The sequence below is a fragment of the Weissella cibaria KACC 11862 genome (assembly GCF_000193635.1).
Classification (GTDB): domain Bacteria; phylum Bacillota; class Bacilli; order Lactobacillales; family Lactobacillaceae; genus Weissella; species Weissella cibaria.
In genome coordinates this window covers 1-16,990 of sequence record NZ_AEKT01000034.1, presented here as the reverse complement: position 1 = coordinate 16,990, position 16,990 = coordinate 1, and the positions used below count along the sequence as shown (strand labels likewise).

Genomic DNA, 16,990 nt, shown 5'->3' with positions numbered 1-16,990 from the left:
CTGATGATTACTTAAAGTCATCAGGTTTTTTTGATTATTTTTTAAATTTAACCTTTGCGTTCACGCGTTGCGCTTGCTTGAAATACTTCGTCATGACGTGGCTGACGGTTCCCCAGTGATAGAACAAGAGAGAGCCAACAATAATTACCACGAAATCAAATGGGTAATGGATCCAATTTTGACCGTTGAATTCCTTCGACCCAATATAAGACATAATCGAAATGAAAATCAAGTAGCCAATCATCCAGAAGCTACCTTCAAAGGCACGCTTCGTTTTATTGAAACCATTGCGCCATTCGTAGTAGAAATAGAATGGTAGGCCAAGCAAGATAACCAAAATCACTTCTACAGTGGTAGGCCACATTGCCCAATACGTTGCTAATGAAGCAAGAACGAATGACAGAGGTGCCATAAACTTAAGAATTTTACCACGGAATGGACGGGTGAATTCGGGCGCCATTTTACGCAATGAGATAACCGTTACTGGTCCAGTCAAGTAAGCAATCAAGGTTGACGTTGAAATAACGCTGGCCAACGTTCCCCATGAACGGAAAATTGAGACCATCAGCATACTCAAAATGGCATTAACAACCATTGCGATACGGGGCGTACCGTATTTATCGTTGATTTTTCCGACGAATTTTGGAATGTGGTTATTGGTTACCATGGCAGCCAATGTACGACTTGAAGAAGCGACGAATGATACGCCGGTTCCAAATGGTGACACAAAAGCGTCCATATATAGCAAAACAGACAGCCAGTGAATGCCTAGTAGAATAGCTAGATCAGCGAATGGTGAGGCGAAGTTAATGCCGTGCCAACCATTTGCTGCAATCATGTCAGGCTTCAATGCGGTAATAAACGTACTCTGTAGCAGAATGTAGAGTACACCACTAATCAATAGTGAATAAGTAATCCCACGTCCAATATTACGCTTGGGGTTTTCGATTTCACTTCCCATGTTAATAACGGTTTGGAACGCATTAAATGAGAAGATAATACCAGATACTGTCGTGGCAGCAAAGATTGGTGCCGTGCCATATGGCATAAATTCATGTAGTGATGACCCGTAATTACCAGGATGGAATCCTGATAAAGTTAACATGATGATTGTTAATAGTGGGACACCAATTTTGAAGACAGAAATAAGACTTGTAAAGTTTGTGAGCAATTCGACTGACCAATAGTTCAATAACGTGAACACGACAATAAAGAAGAAAACGGCTAATAACCCTTCGTTTGTAATCGTGCCATTGGCCATGAAACTCTGTGTCCATTTTGCCCAGGACCAAGGCCACGAGCTCATATATTGCACAGCGGCAACTGATTCAATTGGAATTAGCGTAATGAGCGAAATCCAATTAGCCCATGAAGCGATGAATCCTAACAATGAGCCGTGAGTGTATTGTGCGTATTTACTCATCCCCCCAGATTGCGGGAACATGGTTCCCAATTCGATGTAGTTATAAGCGATTGCACCGATAACGATACCACCGATTACCCAGGAAATAATGGCTGCTGGTCCGGCGACTTGGGATGCTTCCCAGGCACCGAAGAGCCAACCTGACCCGATCAATGAACCTAATCCAAGCATGACTAGCTGGATTAGGCCGATTTTTTTGGTCTTTTTTGAATTTTTCATGTGACCTCCTCGTACATGTACGAGAACTAGCTTATCAAAAAATCACATAAAAATCTAATTTTGGGACTTAAAAAGACCGGTTTGTTGGACTAGACCGGTCTTTTAGTATGTATTTACATTAAGCAGGATCATCCTCACGCCAAATTAAATCGAATACGACGGTTATTAGAGGTCGTACGATAAATAATAATAAGGGAATTGCGAAAAATAAGGTGTGGGCCCATTGAATGAAGTATGACAGAACCAAATGCTGTGAATCGTAATGATGTGACATATACAGGCCGTAGAAGGACATGACTGACACATTACCAGTTACGATGAAAATAGCCATAGAGTGCCGACGAGGGACGAGTTCTGAAAACCATTTGGGCAAGATGTTATGTAGTTTAATCACTAGTGGCAATGTAACGTTCTCTTTCAGCAAAGTGGCTAAAATGAACGTTAACGGGACAATGGTTAGGGTAGCTAAGATGGTACGTCGATGCCAGCCTGCTACCCATGTCCCATTCCAAATACTAATAATTGTGACCATTGTTAACGTCGTGACGATGCCGACGATAAATGATCGTTCAAAAAACCGCTTCATAAAATTCCTCCATACAAATAATTAGTATTACTTTAAAGTAGCATATATCGGACGGGGTTAGCAACCCTGTCCGAAAAGCGTGGCTTGCTTGTCGGGTGTCATTTTGCTATTCTGTAGGTTAGTGGTTCGTAACCATCCCACTCAAAAAAACTAGGAGAATTGAAGATGGAAACAAAAAAGAAGTCTTTTTCAGCTCGTGATATATCCCTGATTGCCGTTATTGCTGCGCTTTATGCCGTGGCGACGGTGGCGCTACCATTTGCATCGTATGGTCCATTCCAGTTGCGCTTTTCAGAAGGGTTTAATCACCTGGTGGTTTTTAACAAGCGCTATATCATTGCACTGACAATTGGTGTATTTATCGCTAACATTTGGTCGCCGTATGGCATTGTTGATATGATCGTTGGAACAGCTGGAACGTTAGCAATGACGACGATGTCATACTTTGCGACACGCAAGGTAAAAAGCGTTGTGAAACGTTTAGCGATTAGTACGATTATTGATGCCTTGATGATGTGGGTCGTTGCTGCAGAGTTATACTTTATGGCGAAGACACCATTCTGGGCAACATTTGCTTGGACTGCGTTGGGGGAACTTGCTGCTTTGATTATTGGGGCAATTATTTTCTACCTATTAAGTCGTCGTGTTGATTTGGAAAAATAAATGATTACTCAAAATTATGAACGGCGGACGATTTTGCTGACTGGGGCAGCTTCCGGAATTGGATTTTCGCAAATGCAGACTTATTTGGCGGCCGGTGCAACTGTCATCGCGTTAGATAAACAAGTCATTTCAATTGATCATCCGCGCTTGAGAGCATTTCAACTAGACTTGGCCGATGAAGAACAGCTGGCAACGTGGTTAACAACGCATGTAAAGCTGTTGGAAAAGGTTGATATTGTGCTCTCAACTGCTGGTGTACTGGATGCCTTTACACCGGCATTAGCGACCACTTACCCAGCCATTAAACAACTGATGCAGGTCAATGTGTACGCGGCTGTTCAAATATCATTGGCGGTCCTACCATACATGGTAGCGCGCCAGGCTGGTACATTTGTTTTTATGGCATCGATCGCTGGTCAAGTTGCTGGCGGTGGTGGCGCTGCTTACACGATGTCAAAACATGCGCTGGTAGGATGGATGAAGCAATTGGCGTTAGATTATGCTGGCCAGGGGATTCGCGTCAATGCCATTGCGCCGGGTGCCATTAATACGCCAATGAATGCGGCTGATTTTGCTGGCGATGGTGCAATGGCAGCGCAAGTCGCAGCCGACACGCCTGTCAAACGGTGGGCTGATCCACAAGAAGTCGCAGATTTAACACTGTACCTAACGAGCCCGGAGGCGACGTACATCCAAGGGCAAGTGTTTACAATTGATGGTGGCTGGACAATCAAATGACATGAAATCGTCATATCACGTGTAAGCGGCAGAGAATGTCGTTTAATAAATCAAAAAATAAACCGAAACCGGTTAAATTCGTTTGGATTCAACCGGTTTTTTTCATGCACTTGTTAAGGATTATTCAGAGTTGTGATTATTTTTAGCACTCTATGCAAAAGAGTGCTAAAAAATACTTGTAATCAGTTTGTCACGGGTATATAATAATGTTACAAGGTAATGAGAGAGGGGTCTCAGCCTTGGTAGACTAAAAAATAAACGTAAAAAGGAGCGTAATTAAACTTATGGCAAATTACAATGACGCTTTTAACTCAGATATGAATGATATTTTCAACCGCATGATGGGCCGCATGGGTGGCTTGAACTCAGAGAACTCACGTTATTTGATTAACGGGCGTGAGGTGACGCCGGAAGAGTTTGCAGCTTATCGACAAAGTGGCCGCCTTCCTGGTCAAGAAGGTAATGACTTGCCAGAGGTTGAGCCACAGAATGGTACGATGAAGCAAGACGGCATGTTGGCTAAACTTGGTCGTAATCTGACACAAGAGGCACGTGAAGGTTTGTTGGATCCAGTGATTGGCCGAAATAAGGAGATTCAGGAAACGGCTGAAATTTTGAGCCGTCGCACGAAGAATAATCCGGTACTGGTTGGTGATGCAGGTGTCGGAAAGACGGCTGTGGTTGAAGGATTAGCACAAGCGATTATTGCTGGTGATGTGCCAGCTTCAATCCGCAACAAAGAGATTATCTCAATTGATCTTTCAAGTATCGAGGCGGGTACGCAATACCGTGGTAGTTTTGAAGAGAATGTCCAAAATTTGATTAAGGAAGTTAAAGAAGCGGGAAATGTCATCATCTTCTTTGATGAAATTCACCAAATTTTAGGCACGGGTGCCATGGGTGGCGATTCTGGTTCGAAGGGGTTGGCCGATATTTTGAAGCCAGCTTTGAGCCGTGGTGAGTTCACGGTTATTGGGGCCACGACACAAGACGAGTACCGTAACACGATTTTGAAGAATGCGGCCTTGGCACGTCGTTTCAATGAGGTGACGGTCAACGCGCCTAGTTCAGAAGATACGTTCAACATTTTGTTGGGGATTCGCGATTTGTATGCAGAACACCACAATGTTGAAATTCCAGATAATGTTTTGAAGGCCGCGGTCGACTATTCAGTGCAATACATTCCACAACGGTCATTGCCAGACAAGGCGATTGATTTGTTGGATATGACAGCTGCTCACTTGGCTGCGAAGAATCCAGTGGCCGACGTCGTATCTTTGGAGGCAGATATCAAGCGTGAACGTGACATGCAACAAGCTGCGGCTGATAAGGAAGACTATGAGCAAGCAGCTAAGCACAAGATGACGATCGATAAGCTACAAGAGCAGATCGATAATGCTGGTGAAGCTAAGCGTGTGACGGCGACGGTTAATGATGTTGCTGAAAGTGTTGAGCGTTTGACGGGAGTGCCCGTTGCCCAAATGGGTGCTTCGGACATTGAGCGTTTGAAGGGAATTAACGAACGTCTACGTGGTAAGGTCATTGGTCAAGATGAGGCTGTTGAAGCTGTTTCGCGGGCAATTCGTCGTAATCGTGCTGGCTTCGATGAAGGTAATCGTCCAATTGGTAGTTTCTTGTTTGTTGGTCCAACCGGAACCGGTAAGACTGAACTAGCCAAGCAATTGGCTTTGGATATGTTTGGATCTAAGGAACACGTCATCCGCTTGGATATGTCAGAGTATTCGGATTTGACGGCGGTTTCAAAGTTGATTGGGGCGACGGCTGGCTATGTTGGGTATGATGATAACAGCAATACGTTGACTGAACGGGTTCGTCGTCAACCATATGCCATCGTTTTGCTTGATGAGATTGAAAAGGCAAATCCGCAAGTTTTGACCTTGCTGCTACAAGTTATGGATGATGGTCGTTTGACGGATGGTCAAGGTAACACGGTCAACTTTAAGAATACCGTGGTGATTGCAACGTCAAATGCGGGCTTTGGTAATGAAGCGCTCACGGGAGACGATGCTGCTGATCAAACGCTTAATGATCGTTTGGCACCATACTTCCGTCCAGAATTCTTGAATCGTTTTAATGCAATCGTCGAATTCTCACATTTGACTAAGGATGATTTGCAACAAATTGTTGATTTGATGTTGGCCGATGTGAACCACACACTAGCTAAGAAAGACATTACTTTGTCAGTAACGCCAGCTGCTAAGGCTTGGTTGATTGAGGAAGGTTACGATGAAGCAATGGGTGCACGCCCACTGCGTCGTGTGATTGAACAACAAATTCGTGACAAGGTGACTGATTTCTACTTGGATCACTTGGATGCTAAGGCTTTGCAAGCTGATTTGGTTGACGACACAATTGAAATTTCAGAAGTTACAGCGGACTAAGCTGACTACAAATGATTAATAAACAGCGCTCAAACGGCCGATTTTGTCGGTACGGTTTGGGCGCTGTTTTGGTATTAAGTAACGAATCGTCATAAGACGCCGGGTGGTTATTTTGTGGAATGTGTGTAAACTATAATTTGAAAGCGTTTACACATGATTGGGGGAATTATGGAAGCATCATTAGCATGGTTGGATGATCCGACGGTTTTTAGAGTTGGTAAATTGCCTGCCCGTAGTGATCACACTGTATATGAGTCGGCATCGGCTTATCGAAATGGGTCACAGCGGTTACGACAGTCGCTGGATGGTACATGGGGATTTCATTATGGTGAAACACCACAACATCGTACGCCGGCATTTTTTGAGCCAAAGAATCAGGTTGCTCGGCAAAATTTTACCTCTATTCAAGTGCCGGGCCATATTCAGTTACAAGGTTTTGGTCAAATTCAGTATATTAATACGTTATATCCATGGGATGGCCAGGTGTATCGGCGACCACCAATGATTGATGAAGATGAAACGAGTTATCCCGGTATTTTTAGCGAAGCTAGCGATAACCCGGTGGGTGAATATACCCGGACATTTGAAGTGCCAGAATATTTTACGAATCGTACGGTGCGACTGCAATTTGAAGGTGTCGAACAGGCGATGTATGTTTGGGTCAATGGCCACTTTGTCGGGTATTCAGAAGACAGTTTCAGTCGGGCGGAGTTTGATATCACGTCATACTTGGTACCCGGTGAGAACTTTTTAGCCGTGGCTGTTTATAAGTTGAGCACAGCGGCATTCTTAGAGGATCAGGATATGTTTCGCTTTTCGGGCATCTTCCGGAGTGTCTGGTTAGAAGCAAGTGCACTGGTTGATATACAAGATGTGTCCTTTGTGCCAACCGTTACTGACAACTTGGGGAAAGTAACGGGGACGGTTGCTGTGCAACACGCCGGGTTAATAGATGCACGACTAGAAGCGGTTGTCATTGGTCCAGATAATCAGGTGGTGGCGACGACCCAACGTCCACTTGCGAATGATGACGTCATTTTTGAGTTGTCAGTCCCGGAGGTACAAGTATGGTCGCATCAGTCGCCGATACTATATGAAATGCAACTGACTATTCGGGCGGCTGATGGCACCGAATTAGCCTTTGTGCCGTACAGAATTGGGTTTCGGACGCTCTCAGTAACGGCTGAACAACAAATTCAGTTGAATGGCCGGCGATTGTTTTTAAATGGTGTGAACCGGCATGAGTGGCACCCAAGCCGTGGACGTGCGTTGACGGTGGCTGATATGGCAGAAGATGTGGCATTGTTTAAAAAGTTTCACATCAATGCGGTGCGAACGTCGCACTATCCAAATCAAATGGCTTGGTATTTCATGATGGATGAAGCGGGCGTCTACGTTATGGCGGAAACCAATTTAGAATCTCATGGTACCTGGCAAAAAATGGGCGCCGTTGAGCCTTCTGTGAATGTACCAGGCAGTCATAAATCATGGCGAGAAGTGGTGCTAGATCGGGCACGTAGCAATTATGAGCAGTTTAAAAATCACGTCTCGATTCTATTTTGGTCACTTGGTAATGAATCATATGCGGGTGAAAATATTGCCGCAATGAATGCATTATATAAGGAGCACGATAAGACACGGTTAACCCATTATGAAGGTGTCTTTCACAATCGCCAATTCAATGCAGTGATTTCTGACGTTGAAAGTCGGATGTATGCATCTCCGGCAGACATTTTAGCGTATCTCCAGCAAAAGCCGGTCAAACCGTACCTAAACTGCGAGTTCATGCATAGTATGGGGAATTCAGTTGGCGGCTTTGATGAATACATGGCGCTGTACAATCAGTCGCCAGCTTACACAGGTGGATTTGTCTGGGACTATGTGGACCAGGCGCTTTGGCAACATGACGCCATAACAGGTGAACAAGTATTAAGTTATGGTGGTGACTTCAATGATCGCCATTCGGATTACGAGTTTTCCGGTAATGGATTATTCTTTGCTGACCGTCAACCAAAACCAGCTTTACAGGAAGTAGCGTACTATTATGAACAATTTGACAACTAAGCCATTACGTATTGTTTACGGAGATGGTGTCCTTGGCGTGCATCATCGGGCAGTGAGTTATTTATTTAGTTATGAACGTGGTGGTCTGGAGTCGTTACGATTCGGTGGACAAGAGTGGCTATACCGTGGCCCGAAGCCAGCCTTTTGGCGTGCCACGACCGATAACGATCGGGGGAATGGTTTCTCGCGCCGGTCAGCACAATGGCTTGGTGCTGACCAATTCAGTACGGTTACCAATTTTGTCGTGTCAGTCGACCAGCAAACCATTGGTCAGCCAATTGCGCCACAAAATAATCACTATGATGACCAGCAATTTGCCACGACAGTGACGATTGTGTTTACGTATACCACCGCGACTGAACCGCAAACGACGGTTGACATTAGCTATACCGTGATGCCGGCCGGAAAATTACAGGTGACGGCACACTATACTGGTCGGAAAGGGTTACCAGAACTACCGGTGTTCGGATTACGATTTGTAACGCCGACGCCATTGCAAGGGTACACCTACACAGGCCTATCGGGAGAAACATATCCAGACCGCTGGCGCGGTGGTGAGGTTGGTACGTATGATATCGCGGGAATGCCGATAACACCGTATTTAGTCCCCCAAGAAATGGGGATGCATATTAAAACGGATTCGGTGGTCTTAAAAAATTTGGCACAACAAGGACTGCGAATCGAAAAACTTGCACAACCGTTTGCTTTCTCAGTGCTGCCTTTTTCGCCGTTGGAGCTTGAAGCAGCCACGCATTTGAATGAGTTACCCCCTGTAAGACGTGGTGTTGTTTCAATTTTGGGTGCCGTTCGCGGTGTTGGCGGTATTGATAGCTGGGGTGCAGATGTGCAACCAGCCTATCGTGTTTCGGGTGAACAGAATCATCAGGTTCAGTTTTTGATTACGCCGCTAGCAGCAGAGAGAATTGATTAGTATGACAGTAAAAAAGTGGCTTGTGAACTCAAAACGCCGTTCACAAGCCACTTTTTAAATGCGGTCTACATAATCGTCATGTTAACTAATTGATCAAAATAGATTAAATCAGGTGTGACGTCGATGCGGAATTCTTCGTTTTTGTACAGCAGAATTCGCCAATCGCTGACTTTGTTATCATGACGTTCATCGATAAATTGATTCATGGTGCCGTCGTGATTCAACAAGATATAACCAGCAAATTCGTCCAACACGGTGGCTAAGTCAGTGGTCCGACGTTCCGTTTTAGGCTGCCCGTTGGCTGGCAATAACGCGATTGTAAATTCACCAATTTCCGGCCGGGTGTTATCAAAATACCATTTGAAGGCCAAGAGATCATTCATGGTTAACCCGATATTCATTAAGTAGTCAACACTAAGACGGAAATGAATCGGCTCAGTGTTATCAGGCAACGCGTCAACGTGAAACTTATCCGCATAATATTCAGCAAAACGTTGCCACATCAAAATTTCCGGTTGTTTTTTACCGGATTCGTAGTCGTTAAGCTCTGCAACAGTAATTTGTAACGCTTGGCTAACTTCGGTTGCGCCAAGTTGGAAAAAGTCGCGTAAGGTTTTTAAATTATTCATGACATTATTATAACAAATACCGGACGAATGGGGCGTTACTAACAATTCGTCCGGTATTTGTCCGGTTTAACAGAATATTTTACAATTTGTACGGACAATGTGTATAATAAAGATGTTCTTGAAAACGTTTTCTTTTAACGAAAAGTCGTTTTGACAGAATGGTGTCAGTACAAATGGGCCGAGGGGTTAGATTTACTGTTCAATTGTACGGACAATTAGTTTTGTTGCGTTTACACATCATTTTTATACATTTGGAGGAATTGTTTCATGTCTGAGAAGAAAATCCCAAGCGGATTTATTTACTTCTTCGGCGCATTTGGGGGAATCCTATTCGGTTATGACATTGGGGTTATGACTGGCGCTTTGCCATTTTTGCAAAGTGATTGGAATTTGAACGATGCCGCAGTGGTTGGTTGGATTACATCATCTTTGATGTTGGGAGCTATTGCTGGAGGTGCCTTGGCGGGTCAATTGTCTGACAAGCTAGGTCGTCGTAAGATGGTGTTGCTATCAGCCGTCTTGTTTATGATCGGGTCAGTTTTGGCTGGATTATCACCACACGACGCTGTTGGTTATTTGATTGGGACGCGTGTGTTGCTGGGGTTGGCCGTTGGTGCTGCTTCAGCCTTGGTACCTGCTTACATGTCAGAAATGGCACCCGCAGCATTGCGTGGCCGTTTGTCAGGAATTAATCAAGTCATGATCGTGTCTGGTATGTTGATTTCATACGTCATGGACTTCTTGTTGAAGGGATTGCCAGAACACATCGCTTGGCGTTTGATGTTGTCATTGGCGGCGGTACCGGCTTTGATCTTGTTCTTAGGTGTGTTGCGTTTGCCTGAGTCACCACGTTTCTTGGTGAAGTTAGGTAAGATTGACGAAGCCCGTCAGGTGTTGTCATGGATTCGTAAGCCAGAAGAAGTTGATGACGAATTGACGTCAATTCAAGAAATGGCAGAAGTTGAGTCAGAAGCTTCAAAGAACACAACTTGGGGATCTTTGCTAGAAGGTCGTTACCGCAAGTTGGTGATTGCCGGTATCGGAGTCGCTGCATTCCAGCAATTCCAAGGTGCGAATGCCATCTTCTACTACATTCCTTTGATTGTGGAGAAGGCAACTGGCCAGGCTGCCAGTGATGCGTTGATGTGGCCAATTATTCAAGGAATTATCTTGGTGGCTGGATCATTGTTGTTCTTGGTCATCGCTGAAAAGTTTAACCGCCGTACATTGTTGATGGTCGGTGGAACGGTGATGGGATTGTCATTTATCTTCCCAGCCTTGATTAACTCATTCATGGATGCGCACCCAATGATGATTGTTGTCTTCTTGTGCATTTACGTGGCATTCTACGCTGTTACTTGGGCCCCATTGACTTGGGTTTTGGTTGGTGAGCTGTTCCCATTGGCTATTCGTGGTCGTGGTTCAGGATTGGCTTCATCATTCAACTGGATTGGTTCATTTGCAGTTGGGTTGTTGTTCCCAATCATGACCGCATCAATGCCGCAAGAAGCAGTCTTTGCTATCTTTGGTGTTATCTGCTTGCTCGGTGTTGCGTTCATTCGCTTTGCTGTTCCAGAAACACGTGGTCGTTCATTGGAAGAAATTGAAGTACTTGGTGCTGGTGAATCACCAGCTGAAGTATCTGGTAAGCCAGTTACGAACCGCTAATAAAAAACACGCTAGCGTTGTAAACGCTAACGTGTCGTTAAACGACTGTTCCTATGGGAACGGTCGTTTTTTAATTAGAATTCATATCGAGGATTGCGTCAAAGACTGCTTGGGGCAGTTCGATATCGCTCTTCTTTTGGCCTTGGCGACGTAATTGCTGCTGTTTCTTTGAGACCTTCGTACCAGAGGCCTGTGCTTTACGTAGCGGCGGTACGTCGGCACGTGAGATAGCGCGTCCTTCAACAATTGCCTGTACTGGCATTGATTGTAACTTGCGCGGAATCAAGTCCTTCAGCTTTGAGACGATTTCGTTACCGACGCGATCAACCTTAGAACGGTGCATCACGAATGTGAGGGCATCGACTTTCGCGTAATCGACAGCGATATCAATCCGAACCAAGTCAGATTCTTGGTAAGAATCAAACTCGGTTGAGAGGGTTGCGAAACCGTGTGAAGCTGACTTGAGTTCGTTAAAGAAGTCGTAGGCGATTTCTGAAATTGGCATCCGGTACGTTACCATTAGCATCGAACCGATGGTAGCCAAATCAACTAATTCACCGCGGCGACCTTCAGCCAAACGCATAATGTCATTCAACATTTCGTTTGGTAGGGTCATTTTAGCAAGCATGAACGGTTCTTCAACCTTTACGATTTGCCCGTAGTCTGGGAATTGAATTGGATTTTCAACGTATAAGGGTTCGTCTTCATTCTTAACGGTCACGCGATACGTTGAATTGGGCATCGTTGTCAGGACATCTAGGCCAAATTCTTCTTGCAAACGCTCACGGATAATTTGCAAGTGGAAGATACCTAGAAAACCACCACGGAATCCCATACCGAGCGCTTCGGATTGTTCGGGCTCGTATTGGAAAGCCGCGTCGTTTAGACCAAGCTTTTCGATGCCGATCTTCAAATCCTTGAATTCGCTGCCGCGGGGGTAAAGTCCGGCGTAAACCATTGGCTCCACGTCTTCGTAACCAGGAAGGGGCGTTGCGACGGGATCGTTTGCTAACGTAATCGTATCACCAACACGGACAGCTCGAGCGTCTTTGATACCGGTAACGATGAAACCAACATCCCCGGCTTGGAGAGTGTCTAATGGGGTCATCAACGGTGAGAAGACACCCATCTCTTTAATTTGTGATTTGATGCTGTTGGCCATAAACAACACGTTGTCTGATGACTTTAGTTGACCATCGAACAAACGAACTTGCACGATAACACCCTTGTAGGGGTCGAACTTTGAGTCAAAGACTAGAGCTTTCAATTTACCACTCTCATCCCCAGCAGGTGCTGGAATTCGGTCGCGGATGGCTTCCAACACAGCGTCGACACCAAGACCGCTTTTAGCAGAAATCTTTAGAATGTCTTCTTCGCGGAATGAGTCATCTAAGTCAAGTAGTTCTTCAATTGTCTTGTCGACCTCAGCGGCCATATTATCAATTTTATTAACTATCGGGATAATCACCAGGTTAGCAGCTTTCGCAAGACGGTAGTTGGCAACAGTTTGGGCTTGAACTCCCTTTGTGGCATCGACCAAGAGCAACACACCGTCAGTGGCAGATAGACTACGAGAGACCTCGTAATTAAAATCCACGTGACCAGGCGTGTCAATTAGATTGTATTGGTACTCAGTGCCAGTGTTATCAATATAGTAGTTACGAACGGTGCGGGACTTTACAGTGACACCGTGGGCCTTCTCAACGCTTAAATCGTCGAGTAATTGGGCTTCTGTTTCGCGTTCTGAGACAGTGTTCGTCATCTCCATAATGCGATCGGCCAAGGTAGACTTACCGTGGTCAATGTGGGCGATGATGGCAAAGTTTCGAATGAGTGCTTGTCGGTTTGACATGAGATCTCCTTCTAAAAAATAATATTCCTCTAGTTTACCATTTTTTTGCCGTTTCTAGGTTTCTATGTCATTTTCCCGAACAATAAAAATTATATAGGACATGTATGGGCTTACACGCTATAATTTTACATAATTTAGGCATAGAACATTGCCGAAATGTTTCTTTCTTTTGATTTGTAAGCATGCTATTATATTGTGCATATAGAGAAAGGAAGTCTATTGTCAATCACGGGGGATTAAAGATATGGACTATTCATCAGGTGAAATGGGGCCCAGCACGTTGCATTACAGCTTCGAAAAAGCAAAGGTTGAGGACTTTGCAGTGAATGGGACACAAACAGTTGCACAACCCAAGGTCAACGAAAAGTTGGTCGAACATTATTTGGATTTGTGTGAGCGCCACCCAACGTGGACTTTTGGTCAAATTGCCAGTGGGTTACACGTTGACGCTGCGACACTTCGTCAAATTGAGAGCGCAACACATAGTAAGTTGCGTTCAGCTAAAGTACGCTAAAATTAAATGAAAGCCGGCCACTATGATGTGCCGGCTTTTTTTGTTACAGGTTGATGTTAGTTTTACTGACATTTAAAAAGACAGCGGGTGCGGAACCTGGTAAAATAATACAATATTGAAAAAATTATGAATAAGGGGCAACTCATGAACGAGCAAAACAAATTGAATCGTACCATGACGTTACTACCAGCCGTTTCAACGGTTATGGGAACGGTGATTGGTGCGGGCGTGTTCTTTAAAGCGTCTAGTGTTGCATCAGCAACCGGTTCAACTAGTATGTCGATTTTTGTCTGGATATTAGGTGGGTTGATTAGTTTGGCTGCCGGATTAACTGGTGCTGAGCTGGCAGCAGCATTACCACAAACGGGTGGTATGTTGGTGTACATTGAGCGGGCTTACGGTAAGTTGCCAAGTTATTTACTTGGTTGGGCACAAATCATTGTTTACTTCCCGGCAAGTGTCGCTGCTAAGGGTGTCATCTTTGGTACGCAAGTTGCTAATTTATTTCACCTGTCAACGAATGCAATTATCCCGGCCGGTGTTTTGGCCGTTGCTTCTGTGTTCCTCATTAACTTGTTGGGCTCAAAAGTGGCAGGACAATTCCAATCGATTACATTATTCTTTAAGTTAATTCCATTAGCGTTAATCGTAATCTTTGGGTTGCTGCAACCAGGCGGGGTTGATGTTAGTCTATTCCCAGTAACACCAGGTGCACATACTGGTGGCTGGGCGACAGCAATTGGCGGTGGTTTGCTAGCAACGATGTACGCCTATGATGGGTGGATTCACGTTGGTAATATTGCCGGTGAAATGAAGAATCCAAGTCGTGACTTGCCACGTGCTATCACTGGTGGTTTGTTGGGTATTATGGTCATCTATGTGTTGGTTAACTTTGTGTACTTGCATTCATTGCCATTTGGCGCAATTGCTGGTAACGAGAATACTTCAATGGATGTTGCCTCACATATCTTTGGTGGTTTCGGTGGTAAATTGATCACCATCGGTATCTTGGTTTCCATTTATGGCACATTGAACGGTTATACGATGACAGGAATGCGTTTGCCATATGCAATGGCTTTGGAAAATGAATTGCCATTTTCAAAGCAACTACGTCAATTGAATCGTTTCCAAATTCCATATGTTGCGGGTATCTTCCAATTGGTATTGGCAATTGCTTTGATGTTTGTTGGTGGGTTTGACACATTGACGGACATGCTAATCTTCGTGATTTGGCTATTTTATACGTTGGTCTTTGTCGCAGTTATCAAATTGCGCATCACAGAACCAGATTTGCCACGACCATATAAGGTACCTTTGTATCCGGTTGTGCCAATTATCGGTATTCTAGGTGGTTTGTTCATCATTGTGATGACGTTAATCTCAGAATTCCAACTGGCAGTGATTGGATTGCTACTAACTTTGGCGGGATTGCCATTATATTTCTACATGCAAAAGCGTAAGCGTCAACTATAAACAAAAAAGCAGGTCTCGTTGAGGCCTGCTTTTTACTATATACTGGATATCTAAACTAGAAAGAATTAGGAATTATTATGCAAATTATCTGGAAACGATTACTTGCTGATCGGACATTGCAGTTAACTGGTGTTTTGGCGCTACTGGCTTTGGCTTTTGGTAACGTACATTGGTCTGATATTAATGCCCATACCATCATCGCCCTGGCAGCGTTAATGATGTTAGTGAGTGTTTATGAAACTGAAGGTCTGCTGGTTTATGTCGCTAGTACGGTTGTCAGCCATTTTCAAACCACTCGTCAGATTATTCGGGTGACGTTCCTGATGGCTTTTTTTGGATCGATGCTCTTCACAAATGATGTGGCCATTTTAACGTTGGTCCCCATTTTTGTTACAATTGCTCGTAAAATCCAACTTAAGATGATTTTACCGTTGGTCTTCATGACTATTTTTGCTAATTTGGGTAGTGCGGTGACACCGTTTGGCAATCCGCAGAACTTGTATTTGGCATCGTTTTATCAATTGCCGGCACTAGACTTCTTTAAAATGTCATTGCCCTTAGGCATGGTAAGTCTTGGTTTGCTCTTCTTAGTAACGTATTTGTTTGCCGACGACACTGTTGGAGCAGTTGCGCTAGAGAAGCACCCCATCAATAAGCGACACATGGTAGTGGTGTTACTAGTCACGGTCGTTGTACTAGCTGCTATTCTGAACGCGTTACCGATTGGTGTTGCACTTATTGCAAGTGGGCTATTAGCGTTAGGTTATGACCGAACAACCTTTGTTAAAATTGACTATGGGGTGTTGCTGCTTTTTGTGGGATTTTTTGTCATTGTGGGGGCGCTGAGTCGAGTGCCAGTTTTAGAATCGGTGTTAACCCATTTGACGGATGGACCAATCAAAGTGTTTTTTGCAGGCATCTTGACGAGTCAAGTTATCAGTAACGTCCCCGGTGCGATTTTGTTATCAAAATTCACACATCTGGTTTACCCACTTTATTTAGGGGCCTCTATTGGTGGTTTAGGGACGATTATTGCCTCGTTGGCTAATTTATTAGCCTGGCGCCAATACCAACTTCAAACCGACGAACAGTCTTGGTCATTTCCGACGCGTTCTATGCTGATAAACGTTCTTTTGTTATTAATATTTATCCCACTTGGTCTGCTTTTATTAAAATTAAATTAAAAAATAATTGACCGTTCAAAAGCCTTCTGCTAGCATAAAACAAATGCTTTAGTAGGGGGTTTTTACATTGGGTGAATTAAAAACAAGATTGGCGAACTTAACGCAATTTGAATCAGAACGGTTAGTGATGCGACATGCGGTTGAAACGGATGCGGCTGATATGTATGAACTGTTTCATGATCCGGAAGTGACACGCTGGATTCACGTACCGGTACCTGAGTCAGTGGCGGAAACGCTTGAATTTAGTATCCGACGGTATCACTTGGCTGATCCGCTGGGGAAATACGTTTTGATTGAAAAAGCCAGCGGCAAAATGATTGGCAGCATTGACATCCGTTTGACGGAAAAGAATGCGAGCGCCGAGACTGGGTATGCTTTGAATCACGATTATTGGGGCTCTGGCTACATGACGGAAGCGTTAAAAGCAGTTATTCGGGTTGGTTTTGAACAACTCGGCCTCCATCGTATCGATAGTTATCACGCGCCGGATAATGCTGCCTCTGGTCGGGTTATGCAACGGGCGGGGATGACGTATGAAGGCCGTTTGCGCGACTATGAAAGGTTACCAAATGGCACTTTCGTGGATAGTAACGTTTACAGCATCTTAAAAACAGAGTATGACCACTAAAAACGTAACGTTAGTA

14 protein-coding genes and 1 riboswitch are annotated in these 16,990 nt (G+C 44.5%); of the genes, 10 read left to right on the top strand and 4 right to left on the bottom strand.

The annotated features are described in order from the left end of the window. Positions 1-34 precede the first annotated feature (34 nt). Together ESE_RS0107760 and ESE_RS0107755 are read right to left on the bottom strand one after the other, a co-directional pair. Complete coding sequence (locus ESE_RS0107760) at positions 35-1,642, bottom strand: APC family permease (RefSeq protein ID WP_010373596.1); 1,608 nt, start codon at positions 1,640-1,642, stop codon at positions 35-37. 118 nt (positions 1,643-1,760) lie between these two features. Continuing rightward, positions 1,761-2,228: a hypothetical protein gene (locus ESE_RS0107755; protein WP_010373594.1), complete on the bottom strand. Its 468-nt coding sequence runs from the start codon at positions 2,226-2,228 to the stop codon at positions 1,761-1,763. Positions 2,229-2,343: 115 nt separating this feature from the next. Beyond that, positions 2,344-2,388: riboswitch (PreQ1 riboswitch) on the top strand. Between the two features lie 5 nt (positions 2,389-2,393). Between ESE_RS0107755 and ESE_RS0107750 the strand changes: the two genes are divergently transcribed. The 5 genes from ESE_RS0107750 (at position 2,394) to ESE_RS0107730 (ending at position 9,026) form a co-directional block, all read left to right on the top strand. Further along, positions 2,394-2,891 carry a QueT transporter family protein gene (locus tag ESE_RS0107750; RefSeq protein ID WP_010373592.1) on the top strand — a complete coding sequence of 166 codons (498 nt, stop codon included), beginning with the start codon at positions 2,394-2,396 and terminating at the stop codon, positions 2,889-2,891. Further along, positions 2,892-3,629 (top strand): 3-oxoacyl-ACP reductase, encoded by a 738-nt coding sequence (locus tag ESE_RS0107745; RefSeq protein WP_010373590.1) that lies wholly within the window; start codon positions 2,892-2,894, stop codon positions 3,627-3,629. A gap of 284 nt (positions 3,630-3,913) precedes the next feature. Continuing rightward, positions 3,914-6,031, top strand: coding sequence for an AAA family ATPase (locus ESE_RS0107740; RefSeq protein ID WP_010373589.1), 2,118 nt, complete (start codon positions 3,914-3,916; stop codon positions 6,029-6,031). 168 nt (positions 6,032-6,199) lie between these two features. Then, positions 6,200-8,095 carry a glycoside hydrolase family 2 protein gene (locus ESE_RS0107735; protein WP_029237492.1) on the top strand — a complete coding sequence of 632 codons (1,896 nt, stop codon included), beginning with the start codon at positions 6,200-6,202 and terminating at the stop codon, positions 8,093-8,095. After that, positions 8,076-9,026, top strand: a complete 951-nt coding sequence (locus tag ESE_RS0107730; RefSeq protein WP_010373585.1) for a beta-galactosidase small subunit — start codon at positions 8,076-8,078, stop codon at positions 9,024-9,026. The genes ESE_RS0107735 and ESE_RS0107730 overlap by 20 nt, the downstream gene beginning before the upstream one ends. 65 nt (positions 9,027-9,091) lie before the next feature. Here the strand turns inward: ESE_RS0107730 and ESE_RS0107725 are convergent, their stop codons facing one another. Then, complete coding sequence (locus tag ESE_RS0107725; RefSeq protein ID WP_010373582.1) at positions 9,092-9,655, bottom strand: helix-turn-helix domain-containing protein; 564 nt, start codon at positions 9,653-9,655, stop codon at positions 9,092-9,094. Positions 9,656-9,922: 267 nt separating this feature from the next. On the opposite strand from ESE_RS0107725, the gene ESE_RS0107720 reads away from it, so the two are divergent. Continuing rightward, positions 9,923-11,323, top strand: a complete 1,401-nt coding sequence (locus ESE_RS0107720) for a sugar porter family MFS transporter (protein ID WP_010373580.1) — start codon at positions 9,923-9,925, stop codon at positions 11,321-11,323. Between the two features lie 70 nt (positions 11,324-11,393). On the opposite strand, the gene lepA is transcribed toward ESE_RS0107720, so the two are convergent. Beyond that, entirely contained in the window at positions 11,394-13,175 is a 1,782-nt protein-coding gene (lepA, locus tag ESE_RS0107715; RefSeq protein ID WP_010373578.1) for a translation elongation factor 4, read from the bottom strand. A gap of 244 nt (positions 13,176-13,419) precedes the next feature. Between lepA and ESE_RS0107710 the strand changes: the two genes are divergently transcribed. The 4 genes from ESE_RS0107710 (at position 13,420) to ESE_RS0107695 (ending at position 16,974) form a co-directional block, all read left to right on the top strand. After that, positions 13,420-13,689 carry a hypothetical protein gene (locus ESE_RS0107710; RefSeq protein ID WP_010373576.1) on the top strand — a complete coding sequence of 90 codons (270 nt, stop codon included), beginning with the start codon at positions 13,420-13,422 and terminating at the stop codon, positions 13,687-13,689. Between the two features lie 144 nt (positions 13,690-13,833). Next, positions 13,834-15,162 (top strand): APC family permease, encoded by a 1,329-nt coding sequence (locus tag ESE_RS0107705; RefSeq protein WP_010373575.1) that lies wholly within the window; start codon positions 13,834-13,836, stop codon positions 15,160-15,162. A 77-nt stretch (positions 15,163-15,239) separates the two neighbouring features. Then, positions 15,240-16,346: an SLC13 family permease gene (locus ESE_RS0107700; RefSeq protein ID WP_010373574.1), complete on the top strand. Its 1,107-nt coding sequence runs from the start codon at positions 15,240-15,242 to the stop codon at positions 16,344-16,346. A gap of 67 nt (positions 16,347-16,413) precedes the next feature. Then, complete coding sequence (locus ESE_RS0107695) at positions 16,414-16,974, top strand: GNAT family N-acetyltransferase (protein WP_010373573.1); 561 nt, start codon at positions 16,414-16,416, stop codon at positions 16,972-16,974. The last annotated feature ends 16 nt before the right edge of the window (positions 16,975-16,990 follow it).